The 20,196-nt window shown below is 72.3% G+C and carries 27 protein-coding genes; 17 read left to right on the plus strand and 10 right to left on the minus strand.

Annotated features, from left to right (window positions below; all coding sequences use genetic code 11):
* Position 1 precedes the first annotated feature (1 nt).
* Positions 2–367 carry a group I truncated hemoglobin gene (locus IEY12_RS10980; protein WP_188883762.1) on the plus strand — a complete coding sequence of 122 codons (366 nt, stop codon included), beginning with the start codon at positions 2–4 and terminating at the stop codon, positions 365–367.
* Here the strand turns inward: IEY12_RS10980 and IEY12_RS10985 are convergent, their stop codons facing one another.
* The 4 genes from IEY12_RS10985 to IEY12_RS11000 are packed head-to-tail and all read right to left on the minus strand — an operon-like array spanning position 368 to position 2,935.
* On the minus strand, positions 368–1,162 hold the full coding sequence (locus IEY12_RS10985) for an energy-coupling factor ABC transporter ATP-binding protein (protein ID WP_188883763.1): 795 nt from the start codon (positions 1,160–1,162) through the stop codon (positions 368–370).
* Positions 1,150–1,962, minus strand: a complete 813-nt coding sequence (gene cbiQ, locus IEY12_RS10990; protein WP_188883764.1) for a cobalt ECF transporter T component CbiQ — start codon at positions 1,960–1,962, stop codon at positions 1,150–1,152. The genes IEY12_RS10985 and cbiQ overlap by 13 nt, the downstream gene beginning before the upstream one ends.
* Positions 1,959–2,276 carry a PDGLE domain-containing protein gene (locus IEY12_RS10995; protein WP_188883765.1) on the minus strand — a complete coding sequence of 106 codons (318 nt, stop codon included), beginning with the start codon at positions 2,274–2,276 and terminating at the stop codon, positions 1,959–1,961. Before IEY12_RS10995 ends, cbiQ begins: the two co-directional genes overlap by 4 nt.
* Positions 2,273–2,935: an energy-coupling factor ABC transporter permease gene (locus IEY12_RS11000; RefSeq protein WP_188883766.1), complete on the minus strand. Its 663-nt coding sequence runs from the start codon at positions 2,933–2,935 to the stop codon at positions 2,273–2,275. The genes IEY12_RS10995 and IEY12_RS11000 overlap by 4 nt, the downstream gene beginning before the upstream one ends.
* A gap of 91 nt (positions 2,936–3,026) precedes the next feature.
* Between IEY12_RS11000 and nikR the strand changes: the two genes are divergently transcribed.
* Complete coding sequence (nikR, locus tag IEY12_RS11005; protein WP_188883767.1) at positions 3,027–3,461, plus strand: nickel-responsive transcriptional regulator NikR; 435 nt, start codon at positions 3,027–3,029, stop codon at positions 3,459–3,461.
* A gap of 20 nt (positions 3,462–3,481) precedes the next feature.
* Entirely contained in the window at positions 3,482–4,714 is a 1,233-nt protein-coding gene (locus IEY12_RS11010; RefSeq protein WP_188883768.1) for an outer membrane protein assembly factor BamB family protein, read from the plus strand.
* A 3-nt stretch (positions 4,715–4,717) separates the two neighbouring features.
* Here the strand turns inward: IEY12_RS11010 and IEY12_RS11015 are convergent, their stop codons facing one another.
* On the minus strand, positions 4,718–5,155 hold the full coding sequence (locus IEY12_RS11015; RefSeq protein WP_188883769.1) for a universal stress protein: 438 nt from the start codon (positions 5,153–5,155) through the stop codon (positions 4,718–4,720).
* A gap of 156 nt (positions 5,156–5,311) precedes the next feature.
* Here IEY12_RS11015 and IEY12_RS11020 point away from each other — a divergent pair, with 156 nt between their 5' ends.
* On the plus strand, positions 5,312–5,902 hold the full coding sequence (locus IEY12_RS11020; protein ID WP_188883770.1) for an AsnC family transcriptional regulator: 591 nt from the start codon (positions 5,312–5,314) through the stop codon (positions 5,900–5,902).
* Between the two features lie 34 nt (positions 5,903–5,936).
* Positions 5,937–6,227: a DUF8044 family membrane protein gene (locus IEY12_RS11025; protein WP_188883771.1), complete on the plus strand. Its 291-nt coding sequence runs from the start codon at positions 5,937–5,939 to the stop codon at positions 6,225–6,227.
* Here IEY12_RS11025 and IEY12_RS11030 read toward each other — a convergent pair.
* Complete coding sequence (locus tag IEY12_RS11030; RefSeq protein ID WP_188883772.1) at positions 6,218–6,904, minus strand: DUF7982 domain-containing protein; 687 nt, start codon at positions 6,902–6,904, stop codon at positions 6,218–6,220. The genes IEY12_RS11025 and IEY12_RS11030 overlap by 10 nt on opposite strands.
* A gap of 85 nt (positions 6,905–6,989) precedes the next feature.
* Between IEY12_RS11030 and IEY12_RS11035 the strand changes: the two genes are divergently transcribed.
* The 7 genes from IEY12_RS11035 (at position 6,990) to IEY12_RS11065 (ending at position 15,461) form a co-directional block, all read left to right on the plus strand.
* Positions 6,990–7,985 carry a DUF1616 domain-containing protein gene (locus tag IEY12_RS11035; RefSeq protein WP_188883773.1) on the plus strand — a complete coding sequence of 332 codons (996 nt, stop codon included), beginning with the start codon at positions 6,990–6,992 and terminating at the stop codon, positions 7,983–7,985.
* Positions 7,982–9,817: a glycosyltransferase family 2 protein gene (locus IEY12_RS11040; protein WP_188883774.1), complete on the plus strand. Its 1,836-nt coding sequence runs from the start codon at positions 7,982–7,984 to the stop codon at positions 9,815–9,817. Before IEY12_RS11035 ends, IEY12_RS11040 begins: the two co-directional genes overlap by 4 nt.
* Positions 9,814–11,352 (plus strand): oligosaccharide flippase family protein, encoded by a 1,539-nt coding sequence (locus tag IEY12_RS11045; RefSeq protein ID WP_188883775.1) that lies wholly within the window; start codon positions 9,814–9,816, stop codon positions 11,350–11,352. The genes IEY12_RS11040 and IEY12_RS11045 overlap by 4 nt, the downstream gene beginning before the upstream one ends.
* Before the next feature lie 51 nt (positions 11,353–11,403).
* Entirely contained in the window at positions 11,404–12,477 is a 1,074-nt protein-coding gene (locus IEY12_RS11050; protein WP_188883776.1) for a Gfo/Idh/MocA family protein, read from the plus strand.
* 61 nt (positions 12,478–12,538) lie between these two features.
* Positions 12,539–13,165, plus strand: a complete 627-nt coding sequence (locus IEY12_RS11055; RefSeq protein WP_188883777.1) for a ferredoxin--NADP reductase — start codon at positions 12,539–12,541, stop codon at positions 13,163–13,165.
* A gap of 79 nt (positions 13,166–13,244) precedes the next feature.
* Positions 13,245–14,444: an ABC transporter substrate-binding protein gene (locus tag IEY12_RS11060; RefSeq protein WP_188883778.1), complete on the plus strand. Its 1,200-nt coding sequence runs from the start codon at positions 13,245–13,247 to the stop codon at positions 14,442–14,444.
* Between the two features lie 108 nt (positions 14,445–14,552).
* On the plus strand, positions 14,553–15,461 hold the full coding sequence (locus tag IEY12_RS11065) for an AEC family transporter (protein ID WP_188883779.1): 909 nt from the start codon (positions 14,553–14,555) through the stop codon (positions 15,459–15,461).
* On the opposite strand, the gene IEY12_RS11070 is transcribed toward IEY12_RS11065, so the two are convergent.
* Together IEY12_RS11070 and IEY12_RS11075 are read right to left on the minus strand one after the other, a co-directional pair.
* Positions 15,458–15,829 (minus strand): winged helix-turn-helix domain-containing protein, encoded by a 372-nt coding sequence (locus tag IEY12_RS11070; protein ID WP_188883780.1) that lies wholly within the window; start codon positions 15,827–15,829, stop codon positions 15,458–15,460. The genes IEY12_RS11065 and IEY12_RS11070 overlap by 4 nt on opposite strands.
* An 82-nt stretch (positions 15,830–15,911) precedes the next feature.
* Entirely contained in the window at positions 15,912–16,058 is a 147-nt protein-coding gene (locus IEY12_RS11075) for a DUF7560 family zinc ribbon protein (RefSeq protein WP_188883781.1), read from the minus strand.
* 123 nt (positions 16,059–16,181) lie between these two features.
* Between IEY12_RS11075 and IEY12_RS11080 the strand changes: the two genes are divergently transcribed.
* A complete protein-coding gene (locus IEY12_RS11080; protein WP_188883782.1) occupies positions 16,182–16,820 on the plus strand; it encodes a helix-turn-helix domain-containing protein in 639 nt (212 codons plus the stop codon).
* Between the two features lie 61 nt (positions 16,821–16,881).
* Positions 16,882–17,340: a pyridoxamine 5'-phosphate oxidase family protein gene (locus tag IEY12_RS11085; RefSeq protein WP_188883783.1), complete on the plus strand. Its 459-nt coding sequence runs from the start codon at positions 16,882–16,884 to the stop codon at positions 17,338–17,340.
* Between the two features lie 4 nt (positions 17,341–17,344).
* On the opposite strand, the gene IEY12_RS11090 is transcribed toward IEY12_RS11085, so the two are convergent.
* Positions 17,345–17,482 (minus strand): DUF7560 family zinc ribbon protein, encoded by a 138-nt coding sequence (locus IEY12_RS11090; RefSeq protein WP_188883784.1) that lies wholly within the window; start codon positions 17,480–17,482, stop codon positions 17,345–17,347.
* Positions 17,483–17,649: 167 nt separating this feature from the next.
* Between IEY12_RS11090 and IEY12_RS11095 the strand changes: the two genes are divergently transcribed.
* Together IEY12_RS11095 and IEY12_RS11100 are read left to right on the plus strand one after the other, a co-directional pair.
* Positions 17,650–17,811, plus strand: coding sequence for a DUF7511 domain-containing protein (locus IEY12_RS11095; RefSeq protein ID WP_188883785.1), 162 nt, complete (start codon positions 17,650–17,652; stop codon positions 17,809–17,811).
* A gap of 121 nt (positions 17,812–17,932) precedes the next feature.
* Positions 17,933–18,502 carry a DoxX family membrane protein gene (locus IEY12_RS11100; RefSeq protein WP_188883786.1) on the plus strand — a complete coding sequence of 190 codons (570 nt, stop codon included), beginning with the start codon at positions 17,933–17,935 and terminating at the stop codon, positions 18,500–18,502.
* Between the two features lie 215 nt (positions 18,503–18,717).
* Here the strand turns inward: IEY12_RS11100 and IEY12_RS11105 are convergent, their stop codons facing one another.
* A complete protein-coding gene (locus IEY12_RS11105; protein ID WP_425433168.1) occupies positions 18,718–19,233 on the minus strand; it encodes a GNAT family N-acetyltransferase in 516 nt (171 codons plus the stop codon).
* Between the two features lie 195 nt (positions 19,234–19,428).
* On the opposite strand from IEY12_RS11105, the gene IEY12_RS11110 reads away from it, so the two are divergent.
* Complete coding sequence (locus IEY12_RS11110) at positions 19,429–20,196, plus strand: GAF domain-containing protein (protein ID WP_188883788.1); 768 nt, start codon at positions 19,429–19,431, stop codon at positions 20,194–20,196.

The raw sequence follows: 20,196 nt of genomic DNA on the forward strand, positions 1-20,196 counted from the left end.
GATGGCTGAGGATCAGTCTCTCTACGCGGAAATCGGTGGACAGGACGCCGTCGAAGCCGTCGTCGACGACTTCTACGACCGCGTCCTCGACGACCCCCTCCTCGAACCCTACTTCGAGGACACCGAGATGCAGGAGCTCTTTGCCCACCAGGTCCAGTTCGTCAGCGCCGTCGCGGGCGGGCCCGTGGAGTACGACGGCGACGACATGGAGGAGGCCCACGAGGGCATGGGCATCACCGACGAGGCCTTCGACCGGGTCGCCGACTACCTCGCCGAGGCGATGCGCGAGAACGGCGTTCCCGAAGCGGACATCGAGGCCGTCATCGACGACGTCGCGGCGCTCCGCGACGACGTCGTGATGGTCTAATTACTGCTCGCGGAGGTAGCGTCGGCCCTCGGCGACGGTGAGCGGCATCTCCGCTCGCTCGACCACTCCCTCGAAGAGTCGGACGACCGTCGGCGGCCGGAGGCCCTGCGCGTCGAGCAGGGCGCGGTCGGTGAGCACCTCGCGGACGCCGCCGTCCGCCGCGACGGTGCCGTCGGTGCCGACGAGGACGACGCGCTCCGCGAGTTCGGGCACGACGTCGAGCGTCGGCGTGAAGACGACCGTCGCGCCGTCGTGGGCGTCGAGCAGCTCGAGGATGCGCGCCCGGTAGTGGGCGTCGACGGCGCCGAGCGGTTCGTCGAGCAGGAGGACGTCCGGGTCGAACGCGAGGACGCTCGCGACGGCCGCGCGCTGTTTCTCCCCGCCTGAGAGGCGGAAGGGCGGCCGGTCGAGGAGGTCGGTGAGGCCGAGCGCGTCCGCGAGGGCCGCGACGCGCTCGTCCGCGCGCGCCTCGGCCATCCCGAGTTGCGCGGGGCCGTACGCGATGTCCTCCCGAACGGTCGTGTTGAACAGGTAGTCGTCCGGGTCCTGCAGGAGGACGCCGAGGCGCTCGCGGACGGCTTCGGCGTCCGTCGTCTCCTCGAAGTACTCGACGCGGCCCGCGGTGGGTGTGACGAGGCCGCCGAGCGCGAGCTGGAGCGTGCTCTTCCCGCTCCCGTTCGGCCCGACGACGGCGACGGACTCGCCCGCCTCGACGGCGAGCGAGACGTCGTCGAGCGCGCGCGTGCCGTCCGGGTACTCGTGGACGAGGCCGCGAGCGTCGATCACGCGGCCCATCGGACCACCACCGAGGCGCAGAGCGAGAGCGCCGCGCAGAGCGCGAGCGCGTAGTCGCCGGCGTCGAGCGCGCGCGTCCGGCCGTAGGGCGAGGGCGCGTTCGCGCCGCCGCGCGCACGCATTCCGCGGCCGACGCGCTCGCCGCGTTCGAGCGTCCGCAGGAGGAAGGTGCCGGCGAGGTTGCGCGCGTCGCGCCATCCGCCCCGGACGTCGCCGTCGCGGGTCGTGCGGCTGTTGCGCGCGAGGACGAGGCGCCGGAGTTCGTCGAAGAAGAGGAAGAGGTAGCGGTAGGTGACGGCGACGACCCAGACGAGCGCGACCGGCACGCGGAGCTCGCGGAGCGCGGCGACGACGCGCGAGAACGGCGTCGTCATCACGAGCAGGGAGAGGAGCGCGACGCCGACGCCGACGCGGAGGGTGAAGCGCACGACGTAGCGGACCCCGGCGTCGGTGACGGTGAGGCCGAACCCGGCGAGGAGCGCGTCGCCGGGCGTGAGGACGGCCTGCGGGAGGACGACGAGCGCGGAGGCGAGCGGGACGACGGCGGAGCGCGCGAGCAACCGCTCGAGGGGGACGTGCGAGCGCCACGCGAGCAGGAGGGCGAGCACGCCGAGCGCGCAGACCGCGGCGAGGGTGCGCGAGACGACGACGGCGAGCGAGAGCGCGGCGATGGCGAGCAGGGAGACGCGGGGGTCGCGACGCTGGAGGAAGCCGTCGCGGCGCGCGACGCTCTCGGCGGTGAAGAACGCGCGGAGGACGGCGGTGACGCGCTCGACCGAGCCGCCGACGGCGCCGCTCACGGCTCCGAGTCGCGTTCGAGGAGGCGGCCGACGCCGAGCGCGAGCGCGAGCGTGAGGCCGACGCCGACGAACGCGGAGACGAGCGTGCCGGCGGTGGCGCCGAGGCCGGGGACGTCGTAGTCGGGGAGGACGCCGGCGTGGTGGCTGACGGCGGCGTCCTCGGCGCCCGCCGCGTCGGCGGCGTTGTCGAGCGGTTCGGCGTAGCCGACGGCACCGGACGCCCACGCGAACGCGGGCGCGAGGACGGCGAGGAGGCAGACGACGGCGAGCGCGCGCCGGACCCACGGCCGGGAGAGCGAACGCGAGAGCGTCACGCTTCCACCTCCCGGGCGAGCGCGTCCTCGCCGACGGGCGCGCCCCCGAGGACGAGGTCGGGGCGGGCGTTCGCGACGGCGCCGTAGACGGCGGCGGTGATGGCGCCCTCGACGACGCCGAGGAGGGCGTGTCCGCCGACCATCACGGGGACGGTGACGCCGAGCCGGTAGGCGAACGCGTCGGAGGCGCCGACGCCGAGGGCGACGACGAGTGCGGAGCAGGTGATGGCGCCCCAGCCGGCGGCGAACGCCGCGCCGGTGCGGTGGAACCCACGGAGTCCACGAAAGAGCGCGTAGCCGACGAGGACGTCCACGACGGCCATCGCGAAGAGGTTGATGCCGAGCGCGACGATGCCGCCGTCGCCGAAGACGAGCGCTTGGATGGTGACGACGGCGGTCATGGCGAGCACGCCGAGCGAGGGCCCGAGGAGGACGCCGGCGAACGCGCCGCCGACGAAGTGCGCGCTCGTCCCGCCGGGGATCGGCCAGTTGAGCATCTGTGCGGCGAAGACGCCGGCGGCGACCACACCGAGGAGCGGCGTGCGCTCGTCGCCGAGTTCGTCGCGGGCGCGCCGGACGGCGACGCCGATGGCGACGCCGGACGCGAGCCAGAAGAGGCCCGCGACCCACGGGTCGAGGAAGCCGTCGGGGACGTGCATTCGTTTCGTGTGAGCGGTGGGCAGGGCGATAATACTTTCGTCGCGAATCGTAATACTGGGTGTTAACTCGGCGCGGGGCGAGTCGGCGAGCATGAGCGAAGACCTCGACCGGATGAGCGTCACCCTCCCGCCGGACCTCCTCGGTGACCTCGACGGCGTCGTCGACGCCGGGGACTACGACAGCCGCTCGGAGGCGACGCGGGACGCCCTCCGCGCGTTCGTCACCGAGTTCAACCGCCAGACCGACCTCGCGGGCGCGCTCAGCGGCACCGTCGTCGTCCTCTACGACCACGACGATGCGGACGTCGCGGCGGAGATGACGAGCCTCCAGCACGAGTTCGCGGACACCATCATCGCCGTCCACCACGTCCACCTCCGCTCGCACCTCTGTCTCGAGTCCATCGCCGTGGACGGCGACGGCGCGGACATCGAGGCGCTGCTCGCCCGCCTCCGCCCGCTGAAGGGCGTCCAACAGGTGAAGCTCACCGTCGTCGAGGTCGACTCGGAGACCGATCACCACTCGTAGGCGCGCCCGCAAGCGGTCGTATGACCACACGGTCGCTCGCGCTCGCCGCCGCCGTCGTCGCGCTCGTCCTCCTCGCCGGCTGTACCGGCGTCCCCCTCCTCGACGACGGCGACGACTTCGACGCCGTCTGGCACAGCGACACGCCCGCCAACCCCGGCGGCACGCACCACCCCGCGATCGCGACGCGCATCGACGGTGAGGCGTACATCGCCACCGGCTTCGGCGACGTGGGCGCGAACCGCTCCTGTTCGTTCGTCGTGCTGAACGGCACGGGCGGCGTCCGCTGGGACGAGTCCCTGCCCGCGGACGCCTGCGGCACTCAGCCCGTCGGCGACCCCGCGTTCGGCGACGTCACGGGCGACGGCGCGCCCGAGGTCGTGTGGGCGACGCACGAGCAGCGCCTCTACGCGTCGAACCCGCGCACGGGCGCCGAGGTGCTGAACGTCTCCTTCCCGAGCGGCGTGCCGTTCGCCCAGCTCGTCGTCGTCGAGGACCCGACGCTCGTCGTCGTCCCGCTGATGGCCGGGCAGGTGCGGGCCTACCACCCGAACGGGACGCTCGCGTGGAACCGGACCTTCCCGGACTACGTTCGCGGGCAGGGCCCCGCGCTCGTCACCCGCGAGAGCGGCGCGCGCGAACTCGTCCTCGGGACGGCGGGTGGGCTCGTCGCGCTCGACCCGACGACCGGCGAGACGGACTGGCGGACCGGGACGCCCACGCGCTTCCTCCGAACCGGCCGCCTCGGCGACACCGAGGTCGTCGTCGCGTCCGGCGCGAACGCCGCCGGAACCGCCGGCGAGGGCGACACGCACGTCGAGGCGGTCGCGGCGAACGGGACGCGGCTCTGGGAGCGCCACTACCCGGGGACGCCCGCCGTCGGCGCGGTCGGCGCGCCCGCACCCGACGCGCGAACGCTCGCGTACGCGACGAACGACGACGGCCGCCTCTACGCCTACGACCTCGTGAGCGGTCGCGAAGTGTGGAACCGGACGCTCGACGAGGAGCGGCGCTACGTGCCGCCGCCGACGCTCGCGGACCTCGACGGCGACGGCGACGAGGAAGTCGTCGCGGCGGCCGCGTACGGCCCCGTCAGCGCGTTCAACGCCTCCACCGGCGCGCCCGTCGGGACGTGGTCGTGGGACGGCGACGCCGCTATCTGGGCGGGCCTGCGGAGCGCCGACGTGGACGGCGACGGCGACGAGGAAGCGCTGGCGGTGACGACTGACGCGCAGGTCGTCGCGCTCGGAGACTGAGCGTCAGACCGGATGCTCGGTCGCGCGAACGACGAGCACCGGGACGTCCGCGCGCCGGAGGACGCGCTCCGTCGTGCTCCCGAGGACGGCCCGCTCGGGGCCCGTCCGCCCGTGCGTCCCCATGACGACGAGGTCGACGTCGTGCTCGTCGACGTACGCGAGGATCTCGTCGGCGGGGGTGCCCTCGCGGATCTCGGTCTCGGCGTCGAGGCCGGCCCGACTCGCCGCCCCGCCGATAGACGCGACGGCGTTCTCGGCCTCGACGCGAATGTCGTCGCTCGGCCACGCGGCCGCCGCGACCCGCCGGCGCACGCTGTCGTCGACGACGTAGAGGGCGTGGACGGTCGCGTTCGCGCGCTCGGCGATGTCGAGCGCCTGCGTCACCGAGTCCTGTACGCCGCCGCTCCCGTCCGTCGTCACGAGGACGTTCTCGTACGTCACGCCACATCACCGCCGTGTGTCGGCTTCACGGGCGGCGATTCGCCCGCCCGCGACAAGTAGGTTCGGCCCGCGTCCCGCTCGTCGCCCGACGGGGGCGCTGTCGGACGCGACCCCCGGTGTCGAAACCGCCATGCGGTCGCGCGCCGTAGCCGACCCATGCGCGACCTCGACGAGACCGACCTCGAGATACTCCGCCTCCTCCTCGCGGACGCCAGACGGCCCTACAGCGAGATCGGCGACGTCGTCGGCCTCTCCGGGCCCGCCGTCTCCGAGCGCGTCTCGCGCCTCCGCGAGGTCGGCGTCATCGAGCAGTTCACCGTGAACGTCGACCGCTCGAAGCTCACCGAGCGCGTCCGACTCCTCGTCGACGTGGCCGTCGAACCCGGGCACGCGAGCGCCGTCTACGACGCCCTCCTCGACGCCGACGGCACCCAGCACGCCTATCGGAGCGCCGACGCGCACGTCGTCGCGCACGTCGGCCGCCCGGACGCGGACGTCGAGTCGTGGCTCGCGGACGCCGTCGACACGAGCGTCGTCGACGACTACACCGTCCGCGTCCTCGCGGAGAGCGAGTGGACGAACAGCGTCGCCGACGCCGACTTCGCCATCTCCTGTGCGGAGTGCGGGAACACCGTCACCAGCGAGGGGACGGCCGCCCGCCTCGGCGGCGAGCTCTACCAGTTCTGCTGTCCGACCTGCGAGTCGCGCTTCCGCGAGGCGTACGAGGACCTCGCCGAGGACGCCTGAAAGCGTTAAGTCGCGCGCGGGCGTTCGCTCGACAATGCCGACCCCGCGACAGCGCCGCGTCGTCCGCCGCCACGCCGCGCTGACGCTCGTCGCGCTCCCCGTCTTCGCCGTCGCGGGCGTGCTGACGCCCGACACCGCCGTCGTCGCCGCACTCCTCTCGTTGCTCGTCGCCGTGGTGGTCGACGCGCCCGTCCACGTCCGTCCCACGTGGCGCGCGCGCCTCCGGTGGGTGCTCCTCCTCGGCGTCGTCCTCTTCCTCGGCCTCGCCGCCCGGCACAGCTACGCGGTACTGCGCGCCCTCAGCGACGCCCTCGTCTACACCTGACGGACGGTCAGCACTGCCGTGCCGTCCGCCTGCGAGAGGTCGACGGCGACGGGCGCGTCCGCGTCGGCGGCGAGCGCGACGCCGAAGAGCGACGCGACCGGGTGGTCGACGGCCGCCGGGTCGCCGACGAGACAGTCGGCGACGGCGACGCGCACGCGCGCCTCGGTGACCGCGAGCGGCGTCACGTCGTCGGCGAGTTCGAAGCGCCCGGTCGCCGCGTCCGCGAGGCGGGCGACGAGCGCCGCGCGGTCGTCCGCGCCGTCGATACCGGGGACGTGCTCGATGAGCGCCGCGCCGACGGGTTCGAGCGTTACGGCGGCGTCGTCTCCCGACGCGCCGTCGAGCGCGGTGTCGGGCGCGACGAGCGAGAGTCGGCCGTCGGGGCGGTAGACGCGGCGAACGGCGTCCGTATCGACGCGCGCCTCGACGTCCGCCGCGCGCGCGTCGTGGAGGGCGGCCGCGACGGCGTGCGGGACGGCGGTACCGGGCGAGAGGAAGACGTCGAAGACGCCCGCGACGGCGGCGACGCCGCCGAGCGCGAGGAGGAGCGTCCCCCAGACGGGCGGGCTCCACGGGACGAAGGCGGGGAGCGAGGCACCGAGCGTCCCGAGGAGGACGCCGACGAGGACGCAGAGCGCGCCCGGGAGGGCACGGTGGCGGACGCGTTCGGGGTTCACGCTCCGAATCGACAGCCCACACCGCCTTAGAGGTGGCGTCCCGGCGGACCACCGCACTTTTGTCCGCCGCACGCGAGGGAGCAGTATGTTCGGAGTCGACGGCAGACCGCGTGAGGCCGCCGACCTCCTCGGGGTCGCGTGCGGCGTGCTCCTCGCGTCCGCCGTCGCCGTCCTCCCCGTCGTCCGCGAGACGCCGCTGCGAGCGGTCGTCGCCCTCCCCGTCCTCCTCGTCGTCCCCGGCTACGCCCTCGTCGCGGCCTGCTACCCGCGCGCGTCGGCGCTGGCCGGCGACGGCGAACGCGAGGGACCCGACGATCCGCGCCTCTCCGCGCTCGGCCGCCTCGCGCTCGCCATCGGCGGGAGCGTCACCGTCGTCGGCGCCGTCGGCCTCGGTGCCGCCGCGCTCGGCGCGTTCGGCGCACGTACCGTCCTCCCGGGCGTGAGCGCGCTGACGCTCGCGCTCTGCGGCGTCGCGTGGTACCGCCGCCGGCGCACACACGCGGCGCTCCGCTATCGGCCCGCGCTCGGCGACGCCCGCGCGCGCCTCGCCGCGTGGTCGCACGGCAGCCGCCTCGACGCCGCGCTGACCGTCGTCGCCGTCGTCGCCGTCCTCGGTGCGGCGGGCGGCGTCTACGCGCACGACGCCGGCGGTGCCGGCGGAGCGGCCGACTCGACGCACGCCGCACTCCTGCACGCGGAGAACGGGACGACCGTCGCGGCCGACTACCCGCGCACCCTCACCGTCGACGCGCCCGCGACCTACACCGTCGCCGTCGGCGCGAGCGGGGCGACGAACGCGACGGTCGTCACCGTCATCGAACGATACGACGCGAACGCGACGGCGTCGGACGAGTCGCTGCCCGACCCGGTGTCGCGGACGGAACTCGATCGGGTAGATGTCGCCGTCCCCACCGGCGGGGAGGCGCTGGCGTCCGTGACGGTGCGCCCGGACGCGCCCGCCGAGCGCGCGCGCCTCGTCTTCCTCGTCTACCACGGCGCCGTGCCGAGCGACCCGACGGCCGCGAACGCGGACGACGAACTCCACGCATGGGTGCGAGTCGGCGGGGGGAGCGGGGCGTGACAGCCGCGAGCGACGACGCGGTCGTCGTCGAGAAGAGCGTCGTCAGCGGCGGCTTCGTCCGTCCGGCCATCAAAATCGAACTCCGGTCGAGCGCGGACACGCCCGTCGTCGTCCGGTTCGCCGACCGCATCCCCGGCGGGCGCTACGTCGCGACGACCGAAGGCGACGCCCCGGAGCCCGCGTGGGGGCGGCTCGCCGGCGGCCGACTGGAGTCCACGGTCTCGCTCGGCCCCGGCGAGTCGCTCGCCGTCCACTACCTCCTCGACGCGGACGCGGCCGGCCCCGTCTCCGCCGACGAGCTCCCCGCGCCCGAACTCCTCCACGTCGGCGCGCTCGAGCGCGACGCCGGGTGGCGCGTCGACCCCGCCATCCGGTGGCGCTCCCCGGACGGCGGCTGGGTGCCGCTGACGCTCGTCGACCCGTCGACGCAGGCGGGCGTGACTGACCCGGACGCCGTCCCCGGCCCCGTCGTCGGGAGCTGGGCCGCCCACGAGCGCGCGGCCGGCCCGAGCGTCTTCCACCGCCCGACGGCCGGCTCGCCCGCCGTCGGCGTCGTCGCCACCGACGCGTACGCGGACGCCGTCTACCGGACCGTCGTCCGCGCTCGCGCGCACGGCTTCGAGACGTACGTCACCTACGTCGGCGACCCGGACGCCGAGGTCGTGCGCTTCGCCGAGCAGCTCGGTGCCGCCGTCGTCCGCCCGCCCGACGCCGCCGTCGGCGAGAGCGACGCGGAGCGCGAGCGGGCACGCCGGCGCGCGCTCTCCGCTGCGGCGCGCGCGAACGGCCACCCCGGCATCGTCTTCCAGCCCCGCTCGTGCCCGCGAATCGACTACGGCCGGACGCTCGACGCGTTCGCGAACGACGGCTGGGAGGTCGATGCCGTCCCCGAGAGCGACCCTCAGCGCGTCGACCACCCGAACGTCCTCGTCGGCATCCCCGCCTACCGCGCCGAGGCCACCATCGGCGACGTCGTCCGCGAGGCCCGCCGGTACGCGGACATGGTGCTCGTCGTCGAGGACGGCGGCGGCGACCGGACCGCGGAAGTCGCGCGCGACGCGGGCGCCGTCGTCGTCGAGCACGCCCGCAACAAGGGGTACGGCGGCGCGCTGAAGACGATCTTCCGCGAGGCCGCCGCGCGCGGCGCGGACTACACGGTGACGCTGGACGCGGACGGCCAACACGACCCCTCGGACGTCCCGAGACTCGTCGCCGCCCAGCGCACCGAGCGGGCGGACGTCGTCATCGGCAACCGCTACATGGCGGGCAGCGAGACCCACCTCCCCGCCGTCCGCGCCGTCGGTCTCGGCGTCGTCAACCTCCTCACGAACCTCAGCATGGGTCGCTTCCTCCCGCAGGACTGGATACACGACACGCAGAGCGGCTATCGCGCCTACACGCTCGAAGCCGTCCACGTCCTCGAGGGGGCGCGCGACGTCGGGAACGGCATGTGGGCGAGCACGGACATCCTCTACGCGCTCGACCGGGAGGACTTCGCGTTCGCGGAGGTCCCGACGACCATCCGCTACGACCTCGAGGGGACGAGCACGGAGGGCGCGCTCGAACACGGCCTCGGCCTCGTGCGGAACATCGTCGGCGTCGTCGAGCACACGCACCCGATGGTGCTCGTCGGCCTTCCGGGCGCGATGAGCGTCCTCCTCGGCTCGCTCCTCGGCGTCGGCGCCCTCCAGCGCTTCCTCGCGACGGGGCTGGTCTCCGTCGGCTTCACCATCGCGACCGCCGGCTTCACCGTCGCCGGCGTCCTCCTGCTGTTCACCGCCGTGCTCATCCGCACCATCAACACCCACCCGTACTTCCGGCCGCCGGAATGACCGGGCGAGACGACGGCGACGGCGATCCGCGGGACGAGGCGGAGGGAGCGGGCGCGGAGGCGCGCGTCAGGCTCCCCGACGAGTCGCCGTTCGCCGCCGTCGCGCCCACGCGGCCCCGGCAGGTCGACCTCGCGCGCGCCGGCCTCCTCCTCACCGTCGTCGAGGCGCTGAACGTCCTCGTCGGCTTCGCGAGCACCGTCTACTTCGCGTGGGCGCTCGGCGCGAGCGCGCTCGGCGTCTTCTTCCTCTTCGACGCCGTCCTCAACACCGTCACGACCGTCACCGACTTCGGCCTCCGGGACGCCGTCGAGAAACGCATCAGCGAGGGCGAAGCCGGTGACGCGACGCTCACCGCCGCCGTCTGCCTCAAGCTCGCGCTCCTCGCGCCGTTCGTCCTCCTCGCCTACCCGCTCCACCCGTACGTGGACGCCTACGTCGGTGCGCCGCTCACCCTCCCGCTCGTCGCGGGCGTCCTCGTCTACGAGTTCGGCGTCCTCACCCTCCACGTCCTCCGCGCCGAGTTGCGCGTCGAGGAGACCGCACTCCTCTCGTTCGCGCGCCTCGCCGTCTACGTCCTCGTCGCGGTCGCGCTCGTGCAGTTCGACTACGGCGTCCGCGCGCTCGTCTACGCGTTCGTCGCGAGCTACGCCGTCCTCCTCGCCGTCGGCGCGCTCCGCGTCTCCACGGGCGTCGCGCGACCCGGCCGCGCGCAGTTCCGCTCGCTCGTCCGCTACGCGAAGTACAACGGCGTCAGCGCCCTCGGTGGCTACGTCTACAACAGCATGGACCTCCTCGTCGTCGGCTACTTCCTCACGCCCGCGTTCGTCGCCGCCTACGAGCTCGCGTGGCGCGTCACCGCGATGCTCCTCCTCGTCGCGAACGTCGTCTCGAACACCGTCTTCGCGCAGCTGAGCGCGTGGCACGCCCGCGACGAACTCGACCGGGTCCGCGCGACGCTCGCCGACGCCGTCACCGCCTCGCTCGTCCTCGTCATCCCCGCGTTCGTCGGCATCGCGCTCCTGAGCCGGGAGCTCCTCGGCGTGCTCTTCGGCCCCGCGTTCACCGTCGCCGCCGCCGCGTTCGTCGTGCTCGCCGGCGAGAAACTCGTCACCGCCGTGAACGTCGTCCTCGACGCGGGCGTTCGGGCGTTCGACCGCCCGCAGGCCGGCGCGTACGCCACCGTCGGCTCCGCGACGCTGAACGTCGCGCTCAACGTCGTTCTCGTCCCGCGCTACGGCCTCCTCGGCGCCGCGAGCGCCACCGCCGCCGCCGTCTGCCTCCACGGCGTCGTCCTCGCCGTCGCGCTCTCCCGGCTCACCCCGCTCGCCGTCGACGCCCGCGACATCGGCTGGTGCGTCGGCGCCGCGCTCGGCATGGGCGGCGTCATCGCCCTCGCTCGCGCGTTCGTCGACGCCGGCACGCTCGGCGGCCTCGCCGCGCTCGTCGCGCTCGGCGGCGTCGTCTACCTCGCGCTCGTCCTCGCCTCGGCCCGTCTGCGCGCGAAGGCCCGGGGCGTCGTCGCCAGCCTCGCGTGAGGAAGCAACTCCGAAACGCGTTAGTAATCCCCACACCTCTCTCGAACGGAAATGAGTGAGACAGTGCGAGTCGGAATCGTCGGCTGCGGCGGCATGGGACGGACGCACGCACACAACGCCCGCGAGCACGGCCATCACGTCGTCGCCGGCGCGGACGTCGTCGAGGACGTGCGCAACGCGTTCACCGACCAGTTCGACGCGGCGGGTTACGCGAACCACGAGCGGATGTACGACGCCGAGGACCCCGACGCCGTCATCATCACGACGCCGAACAAGTTCCACGAACCGGCCGCCGTCGACGCCCTCGAGCGCGACATCGCGGTGCTCTGCGAGAAGCCGCTCGCGCACAACCTCGACTCCGCAGCACGCATCGTCGAGGCCGCCGAGGCGAGCGACGCGTTCTTCATGGTCGGCTTCCACAACCGCTTCACGACCCCGGCGGACGTCTTCACGACGCGCCGCGACGCCGGCGAGTTCGGCGACGTCGACCACGTCGAGGCGAACTACCTCCGCCGGCGCGGCATCCCCGGCCTCGGCTCGTGGTTCACGAACCGCGAGCTCTCCGGCGGCGGCGCGCTCATCGATCTCGGCGTCCACGCCATCGACCTCGCGCTCTACCTCGCGGACTACCCCGAGGTCGTCGAGGTGTCGGGCGTGACGCGCGCCGAGTTCGGCACGCGCGACGAGTACGCCGACCCGGACGGCTGGGCGGGCAACTGGGACACGAGCGAGGGCGGCTTCGACGTCGACGACTCCGTCAGCGCCTTCATCCGCTGCGCGGACGACACCACCATCTCGCTCGAGGTCTCGTGGGCGGCGAACCGCGAGCCCACCCACGAGTTCCACGTCTGGGGCACCGACGCCGGCGCGCAGTTCGAGCTCGGCGAGGAGGACCTCACGCTCCTCTCCTGCACCACCGAGGGCACCGACCAGTACGTCGACACCACGCTCGACGGCGAGATCGAGCCGAGCGGGCACGCCGCCGAGGACGAGCTCTTCCTCGACGCCGTCGCCGCCGGCGAGGACCCCGAAATCAACACGCCCGAGCAGGGCCTGCAGGTCCAGCGCGTCATCGACGCCATCTACCGCTCCAGCGAGGAGGGCGGCGCCGTCCGCCTCGACTGAGGAAGGGGCCGAGCCGTCGGCGGACGCACGCCTTATCACTCGCTCGCCCGTACGCGAGCGCATGACCGAAGTCACCGTCGAGGCCGTCGAGTCCGTGGGCGAGCAGACCGTCGCCCTCGCGCTCTCGACGCCCGACGCGTTCGACGCCGCGCCCGGCCAGTTCGTCCTCGTCCGCAAGGACGCCGACGGGGACGCCGGCTACTACACTATCTCCTCGCCCGACGTCGAGGGCACCTTCGAGATAACCGTGGGCTACCCCGAGGGCGAGTCCGCCGAGGAGTCGCTGGGGACGTGGCTCGCCGACCGCGCGGTCGGCGACACCGTCGACGTCGAGGGCCCGCTCGGGCACGTCCAGTACCGCGGCGAGGGCGATGTCGTCGTCTACGCCGCCGGACCGGGTATCGGGCCCGCCGTCGGCATCGCCGAGCGCGCCATCGACGCGGGCAACGCCGCCACTGTCGTCTATCGCGGCGAGAACCCGCCCCACGAAGCGCGCCTCGCCGCGCTCCGTGAGGCCGGCGCGACCGTCGCCGTCGTCGATGCACTCGACGGCGAGCACCTCACGGGGGAGACGGCGAACGTCTACGTCTTCGGCTTCGACGAGTTCGTCGAGGAGGCGAAGGCCGTCCTTGAGGCGGACGGCCGCGACCCGAGCGAGGCCGCCATCGAGAGCTTCGGACCGGCCTGAGCGCCGCCCCGCAGCGACGGTACTTTCGGCCCGCCTAAAATTCGAAATCCATATACGACTGATTAGGAATACCTGAACCATGGACGAAACAGGCGGCCGGCTGTCGCGGCGCGACTACCTCGTCGGTACGGGCGCGCTCGTCGGGAGCGGCCTCGTCGCCGGCTGTTCGGGCGACACCGGCGACGCGTCGAGCACGACGGGCACCGCGACCACGACGACCACGACGACGAGCGACGGCGCCTACACCGTCTCGATGTCGCCCGTCGGCGACGTCGAGTTCGACGAGGTGCCGACGAGCGTCTTCACGATGTACAACCAGTATCAGGACATGCTCGTCGCGCTCGGCCACGAGGACGCCATCAACTCGATGTTCGTCCCGGAGATGGCGGGGACGACGATGAACCGCTACTACGAGCGCCTCGAGGGCGTCTCCTTCGACTGGGAGGGGCTCCCGAACCCCTACGACAACTTCTCGAAGGAGTTCTTCTACAGCCTCGACAGCGACCTCCACCTCCTCGGGCCCGCGTGGGCGAGCACGCAGAAGAACTGGAGCGAGAGCGACGTCGCGGACGTCGCCGAGAACGTCGGGCCGTTCTTCGGGAACTTCTACAGCGGCACGCACGCGAACCCGCCCGAGGCCTACCGCGACGGCTACGAGTACTACACGCTCTGGGAGATCTTCGGGAAGGTCGCGCAGGTCTTCCAGGAACAGGAGCGCTACGCCGCCCTCCAGTCCGTCTACGACGACCTCATCGCGCACATCGACGCGAACCTCCCGCCGGAGGACGAGCGCCCCACGGCCGTTCGGGTCACCCTCGGCGACGGCCAGTTCTGGACCTACCACCTCAACCGCCCCGGCTTCTGGCTCGCCGACACCCGCCCGCTCGCCGCCAACGACGCCTTCGGGAGCGAGGAGTGGGACGGCCTCTGGGGCTCCGTCGGCTACGAGACGATGGCCGACGCCGACCCCGACGTCATCCTCCACCTCTGGGGGATGACGCCGCGCTACGACATGGCGAACGTCCGCGAGCAGCTGCGCTCGCACGAGGTCGGCCAGACGCTCTCGGCCGTCCAGAACGACCGCGTCTACGCACAGGGGATGCGCTATCAGGGCCCGCTGATGAACCTCTTCCAGATCGAGATGACCGCCAAACAGCTCTACCCCGAAATCTTCGGCGAGTGGCCGGGCTACACGAGCGGCCAGCCCTACCCCGAGATTCCCGCCGACGAACGGCTCTTCGACCGCGAGCGCGTCGCCAGCATCGTCACCGGGAACTGACCCGGCGGCGGTTCTCGGCGTCGAGGGACACGCGTTCGCCGTCCACACTCGCGTGGCGTCCACGCCGGGAACGAAAGCCGCAAGCCCCTCGCTCGCCAGCCGTCGTGTATGGACCTCGCGGTCAAGATTCTCTACCTGCTTGCGCTTCTCGGCGTCGGCTTCGGCGCCCGGCGCGCCGGCGTCCTCACCGCCGAGCGCGCCGACGCCCTCACGACGTTCGCGTTCTACGTCGCGCTCCCCGCGCTCGTCTTCGACTCGACGGCCGCGACCCCGCTCGAGGACGTGCTCTCCGTCGAGATGGTCGCCGCGTTCCTCGTCGTCCTCCTCGGCGTCGCCGGCATCGGCTGGCTCGTTCACCGGCGCATCCCGACGCGCGCCGCGCGCAGCGTCGCCATCGTCCAGTCCTACCACACGAACTTCGGGTTCCTCGGCCTCCCCATCGTCGCGATGACGCTCGGGAGCGCCGCCACCGCGAAAGCCGGCATCCTCCTCGGTATCGGCGCGCTCATCCAGATACCGATGACCGTCGTCCTCCTCACGTCCATGAACGACGCGGAGGCCTCCCTGCGCGACGAGCTCGCGGGCGTCGCGCGCAACCCCGTCATCGCCGCGCTCCTCCTCGGCCTCGGGTTCGCCGCGTTCGGCGTGCCGGTACCGGGGCCCGCGAGCACGGCGCTCGGGTGGGTGTCGACGCTCGCGCTCCCCGCCGCGCTCCTCTCCGTCGGCGCCTCGCTCACCCTCTCGCTCGACGGCGTCGACGTCCCCACCGTCGGGAGCGTCGTCGCCCTCAAAGTCCTCCTCATGCCGCTGCTCGGCCTCGCCGCGCTCTCCCTCCTCACGAGCGACATCGCGACCGTACAGGCCGGGTCCGTGATGCTCGCGATGCCGACCGCCGTCTCGACGTTCATCTACGCGAACGAACTCGGCGGCGACGCCCGCCTCGCCTCCACGAACGTCTTCGTCACCACCGTCTGCTCGCTCGGCGTCGTCTTCGTCATCCTCCGACTGCTCGTTTAGCGCCGCTCGACGCGCAGGGCGAACGAGCCGTCGCCGTCGACGCGCAGCGTCACCTCCTCGACGCAGCGCTCGTACTCGTTCGCGTGCCGCCCCGAGCGGCGGACGCGCGTGCGCTCGGCGAGAAAGCCCGCGTCCGTGAGCGCCTCGAGCTTCCGGTAGACCGTTGAGAGCGGGATGTCACAGCGCTCCGCGAGCTCCGACGCGGAGCGGGCGTCCGCGCTCGTCGCCTCGATGATCGCCTGACAGTCGGCGTCGTCGAGGACGTCGAGGACGTCCTGCACGGCCGCCGGGTCCGTCACGGCCGCGTCGTCGGGCGTGGCTGGCTGGCGGTGCTGCGAGCGAACGGCATCCGTCGCGGACTGGCTCATACTCCAGTGTAGTGGAGCCAGAGCCACCAGTCTGCGCCACCGCTATCCGGGGTGGTTTATATGCTGACGGGGGAGAGGCGGTCTACGGGTCGTCGAGGGCGTCCTCCGAGACGGCGCTCGAGCAAAACGGGCAGCCGCTCGCGAGGATGGCAGCGCGCGTCGCGGCGGTGAGCGGGATGGAGGCGGCGCACTCCGAGCAGGTGAACGTCCGGGTCTCGGCGTGACTCATACCCGTGGGTACGACAGGCAGGACTAAAGCGACCGCGTCCGTTCTTAGCCGGTGAAAACGCCGCTAATACTCGCGCGCACATCACCGCACTCAAGTCGCTGCTCGCGCAACCACTAGCGGACGATGGGGTCGGGAATCCGCGCGACGGTGTCGTTCGACGCGCCAGCCGGCTGTGCGCTCGCGGCGTTCTCCGAGCGGGCGGACGCGCCGATCACGCACGTCTCGACGAGCGTCGCGGTCGAGGGCGCCGCGAGCGTCACCGAGTTCCTCGCTGCCACCGACGCGATTCCGGACGGCGTCGAGGCCGAGCGCGTCTTCTCCTACGGTACCCAACACGCCTATCGGATCACGCACGACGACGACGCGGACTGCCCGTGCGAGCGCCTCGGCGCGTTCGGCTGTCCCGTCCACCGCTACGTCGCCGACTCCGGCGACGTCACGCTCGACTTCCACGCCGCCGACTTCGCGACGCTCCAGGACGCGATGGCCGACCTCCGCGAGCGCTTCAGCGTCGACGTCCAGCGCCTCCTCCAACCGCCCCTCGAGGGAGACCCCGAGGAGCGCGTGTTCGTCAACCCCGGCCGGCTCACCGCCCGCCAGCGCGAAGTGCTCGAAACGGCCTACGACCGGGGCTACTTCGAGCGCCCGCGTCGCTCGAACGCCACCGAGCTCGCCGCCGACCTCGGTATCGCGCAGTCGACGTTCACCGAGCACCTCGTCGCCGCACAGGCCAAGCTCCTCGAGGACGTCCTCGGGGAGTGAGGCCTCGGCGGGCCGAGGGGAACGTCTTAAGACGGCACGTACGCTCTGTCCGAACACGATCATGGTACTCGCCGAAGAGACCGCGATGAGTGAGGGGGAGACGGACGCCTTCCTCGGGGAGATGGAGACGGGCGTCCTCTCGCTGGCGAAGACGGACGAGCCGTACGCGATCCCGGTCTCCTACGGCTACGACGCCGACGAGCGCACCGTCTACCTCCGACTCGTCTCGACGCCGGAGAGCGAGAAACGCCAGTTCCTCGCGTCCGCGCCGCGCGCGCGCCTCGTCGTCTACGAGGAGGCCGACGGCGGAACGACCTACCGGAGCGCCGTCGCCGCCGGCACGCTCGAGGAGATCGACCCGTCGACGCTGTCCCCCGAGCAGATCACGCAGTACGGCCGCGCGAAGCGTCCGCTCTTCGAGATCTGGGGCGGGTCGAAGCGCGACCTCGACATCCAGCTCTACGCGCTGAAGCCCGACGAGTTGAGCGGCCGCCACACCGAGATCGACCGCGAGGAGTGACCGCTCAGCCGTCGACGAAGTCCTCGGCCGTGACGGCCGTCGAGCAGATCGGACAGCCGTTCGTCAGGATGGCGTCGCGCATCGGGTCGTTGACCTCGATGTGCTGGCCGCAATCGGGACAGTCGAACTCGTATTCTTGCATTCGTACTCTCCGGGTCGGGCGGCGACGGGCGGTCGGGACGCCGCGATACTCGCACTCACCCGGTCTCGAACTATCAGACTGTCGGTTGTCGATGTCGGGGGTGGTTCTCAGCGCGCTGGAACCGAACCGCCACCCTATGATGTGGGCGCGTGAACACGTTCGGCCGTATGCCGACGCCACCGCCGGACGCGGACGACGCCGCGCGGACGCACGCCACGTGTGCGACCGGCCTGCTCGCGCACGTCGAGGCGACCGAGGACGGCCCCGACGCCTGCACGCTCTTCCCCGCCGACCCCGACGACCCGCTCACCGAGTGGCTCTCCGCCTAGGAGGGGCCGTACGTCGCGCTCGCGGCGATGCGGTAGGCGCGCCCGGTTCTCGCAACGTGAGGACCGTCTAGTCGGTATATCCCCCCTGCCCGCCTCGTCTCACATGTAAGGTGTTACAGAAATGGCAGCCAAATTCGAAACCGGCGTGAACGAACTCGAGAGCAGGGTGGGCGGCGTGACCGTCCACGCGAAAGTGCACAGTCTGTCGGCGTGGTTCGTGCTCGCGCTCCGACTCATGATGGGATTCGCGTTCGCGTACTCGGGGTTCACGAAGCTCGTGGCCGCGGAGCCGTTCGGGGCGGGCGGCTACCTCGCGAACGTCGCGGCGGCGAACGGGAACCCGCTCGCGCCCGTCTTCGCGTGGATGGGCGCGACGCCGTGGTTCGTCGAGTTCGCGAGCGTCGCCGTCCCGTGGGGTGAACTCCTCATCGGCCTCGGCCTCCTCGTCGGCCTCATGACGCGCCTCGCCGCGTTCTTCGGCGCGCTCATGATGCTCATGTTCTACTTCGGGAACTGGGAGGTCGCCCACGGGGTCATCAACGGCGACTTCGCGTACATGCTCGTCTTCCTCTCCGTCGCCGCGTTCGCGGGCGGGCGCATCCTCGGCCTCGACCGGTACGTCGAGAACTACGACGTCGACGGCGAGACGCTCGTCGAGCGGTATCCCGCGCTGGCCTACGTCCTCGGCTGAGCCGGGTTCTTTCTCCCTCCGTCGCGCGTGCCGTCGGATAAGACGTACCGAAACGAATTAGCGAATCGCACTGGTAGAGAGTAGCATGGACGATGGGCCGCTCATCGAGATGACCGACGCGAGCGAGGGCGCGGACAGTCCTTGGTTGGGCGTCGTGTTCTTCCTCCTGTTCCTCGCGCTCCTCGTGCTCCTCTACGCGCTTTGAGTCCCGAGGCCTACAGGTCGCGTTCGAACTCGTGCTCCGCGCCGCTCGCGACTTCGCGGAACCCGACGGACTCGTAGAGACGCCGCGCGGCGTGGTTGCGTCGCTCGACGGTGAGCCAGACGCGCTCGATGCCGCGTTCGCGCCCGTACTCGAGCGCGGTTTCGACGAGATGCGTGCCGATCGTGGCGCGCTGGTAGTCGTGGGCGACGAAGATCGCGAGTTCGGCGCGCCCGTCCCCGATGGGGAGGAGCGCGACGTGGCCGACGACGGCGTCGCCGTGCCACGCGAGCACGTGCAGGCCGTCGTCGAGGAGGTCGTCGAGCCACGCGCGCAGCCGCGAGTCGGTGGCGGGTGGGAGACCCTGCGCGCGGTCCGTCGGCTCGAACGACGCGTACATCTCGGCGAGCGCGTCGCCCTCGCCCACGTACGTCCGGAGGGCGATGCGGCGGCCGTCGGCGTCCGTGAACCGCACGGGGAGCGCCGGACGCGGCTCGCCGCCGGAGTCGGGTTCGCCGTCGGTTGACACGGGAGACATCACGCGTCCACCTACGCGACCACCGGTGAAAGGACCGCCACCAGTTCCCGGTTTCCGAGAACCGGACGCGGCGCGCGGCGGGAGACGCCGTTCCCGTCGCGACCGGTGGCGCGAGCGAAACCGGCGAGACGTGTCGCGGACGGCCGGTACGTTCTTGCCGGAAAGTCGCATACGGTTGACCGTCCGATGCACGCGATGGGGGAGATTTCGATCTGCTACGTATCGAGCGACGAGTCGGCTGGGGGGCCGACACTCGACGACCTCGACGCCGCGCGCGCGACGCCGGCGGACGTTCCCGTCGACGACGTCGACGCGGTCGTCGCGGACCCGCGACTGGCGGAGACGGACGCGCTCGGGGCGTTGCTCGAGCGGGCGCCGGAGACGCCGTGCGTCGTCGCCGACGCGGACGCCGACCCGCGCGACGTCGAACTCGCGGTTCGAACGGCGGTCCGCGAGGAGTGGACGGGCTACCCGGTTCCGATCGGCGAGTCCGAGCGCCTCGAGCGCCTCGCCGAGTACGACTTCGAGCAGCCGATGTTGAGCGCGCACCTCGACGGGTTGACGACGACGGCGCGCGAGTGCGTGGACGCGCAGGTCGGCTTCGTCGGCGTCGTCGCCGAGCAGGAGGAGGAGTTCCTCACGGCGCAGGGCGTCGAGTGGGAGACGCTCGAGCGCACGGACGCGGTCTGCTCACACGGGATCGTCGGCGACGGCCCGCTCGTCATCGACGACCTCGCTTCGGACCCGCGCGTGAGCTACGAGGCGATCACCGACGAGTACGAGTTCGAGTTCTACGCGGGCGCCCCGCTGACGTCGCCGGACGGCGAGTCGCTCGGGATGCTCTGCGTGATGGACGAAGAGACGCCGGCGTTCGACGAGGAGGACGAGCAGGCCCTCGAGTGGCTCGCCGAGCAGGTGACGCGGTACGTCGAACGGTACGGCCGCGCGAGCTGA

The organism is Halarchaeum grantii (genome assembly GCF_014647455.2).
In the GTDB taxonomy this organism is placed as follows: Archaea; Halobacteriota; Halobacteria; order Halobacteriales; family Halobacteriaceae; genus Halarchaeum; species Halarchaeum grantii.

Excerpts from the sequence above, each read along its gene's own strand:
- IEY12_RS11065 (WP_188883779.1), top strand. The coding sequence starts at position 14,553 with ATGGACCTCGCGGTCAAGATTCTCTACCTGCTTGCGCTTCTCGGCGTC.
- IEY12_RS11010 (WP_188883768.1), top strand. The coding sequence starts at position 3,482 with ATGACCACACGGTCGCTCGCGCTCGCCGCCGCCGTCGTCGCGCTCGTC.
- IEY12_RS11070 (WP_188883780.1), bottom strand. The coding sequence starts at position 15,829 with ATGAGCCAGTCCGCGACGGATGCCGTTCGCTCGCAGCACCGCCAGCCA.
- IEY12_RS11020 (WP_188883770.1), top strand. The coding sequence starts at position 5,312 with ATGCGCGACCTCGACGAGACCGACCTCGAGATACTCCGCCTCCTCCTC.
- IEY12_RS11055 (WP_188883777.1), top strand. The coding sequence starts at position 12,539 with ATGACCGAAGTCACCGTCGAGGCCGTCGAGTCCGTGGGCGAGCAGACC.
- IEY12_RS11090 (WP_188883784.1), bottom strand. The coding sequence starts at position 17,482 with ATGCAAGAATACGAGTTCGACTGTCCCGATTGCGGCCAGCACATCGAG.
- IEY12_RS11050 (WP_188883776.1), top strand. The coding sequence starts at position 11,404 with ATGAGTGAGACAGTGCGAGTCGGAATCGTCGGCTGCGGCGGCATGGGA.
- IEY12_RS11095 (WP_188883785.1), top strand. The coding sequence starts at position 17,650 with ATGCCGACGCCACCGCCGGACGCGGACGACGCCGCGCGGACGCACGCC.
- IEY12_RS11110 (WP_188883788.1), top strand. The coding sequence starts at position 19,429 with ATGCACGCGATGGGGGAGATTTCGATCTGCTACGTATCGAGCGACGAG.
- IEY12_RS11000 (WP_188883766.1), bottom strand. The coding sequence starts at position 2,935 with ATGCACGTCCCCGACGGCTTCCTCGACCCGTGGGTCGCGGGCCTCTTC.
- IEY12_RS11100 (WP_188883786.1), top strand. The coding sequence starts at position 17,933 with ATGGCAGCCAAATTCGAAACCGGCGTGAACGAACTCGAGAGCAGGGTG.
- IEY12_RS11075 (WP_188883781.1), bottom strand. The coding sequence starts at position 16,058 with ATGAGTCACGCCGAGACCCGGACGTTCACCTGCTCGGAGTGCGCCGCC.
- IEY12_RS11045 (WP_188883775.1), top strand. The coding sequence starts at position 9,814 with ATGACCGGGCGAGACGACGGCGACGGCGATCCGCGGGACGAGGCGGAG.
- IEY12_RS11025 (WP_188883771.1), top strand. The coding sequence starts at position 5,937 with ATGCCGACCCCGCGACAGCGCCGCGTCGTCCGCCGCCACGCCGCGCTG.
- IEY12_RS10985 (WP_188883763.1), bottom strand. The coding sequence starts at position 1,162 with ATGGGCCGCGTGATCGACGCTCGCGGCCTCGTCCACGAGTACCCGGAC.
- IEY12_RS10980 (WP_188883762.1), top strand. The coding sequence starts at position 2 with ATGGCTGAGGATCAGTCTCTCTACGCGGAAATCGGTGGACAGGACGCC.
- IEY12_RS11085 (WP_188883783.1), top strand. The coding sequence starts at position 16,882 with ATGGTACTCGCCGAAGAGACCGCGATGAGTGAGGGGGAGACGGACGCC.
- IEY12_RS11080 (WP_188883782.1), top strand. The coding sequence starts at position 16,182 with ATGGGGTCGGGAATCCGCGCGACGGTGTCGTTCGACGCGCCAGCCGGC.
- IEY12_RS11060 (WP_188883778.1), top strand. The coding sequence starts at position 13,245 with ATGGACGAAACAGGCGGCCGGCTGTCGCGGCGCGACTACCTCGTCGGT.
- nikR (WP_188883767.1), top strand. The coding sequence starts at position 3,027 with ATGAGCGAAGACCTCGACCGGATGAGCGTCACCCTCCCGCCGGACCTC.
- IEY12_RS11035 (WP_188883773.1), top strand. The coding sequence starts at position 6,990 with ATGTTCGGAGTCGACGGCAGACCGCGTGAGGCCGCCGACCTCCTCGGG.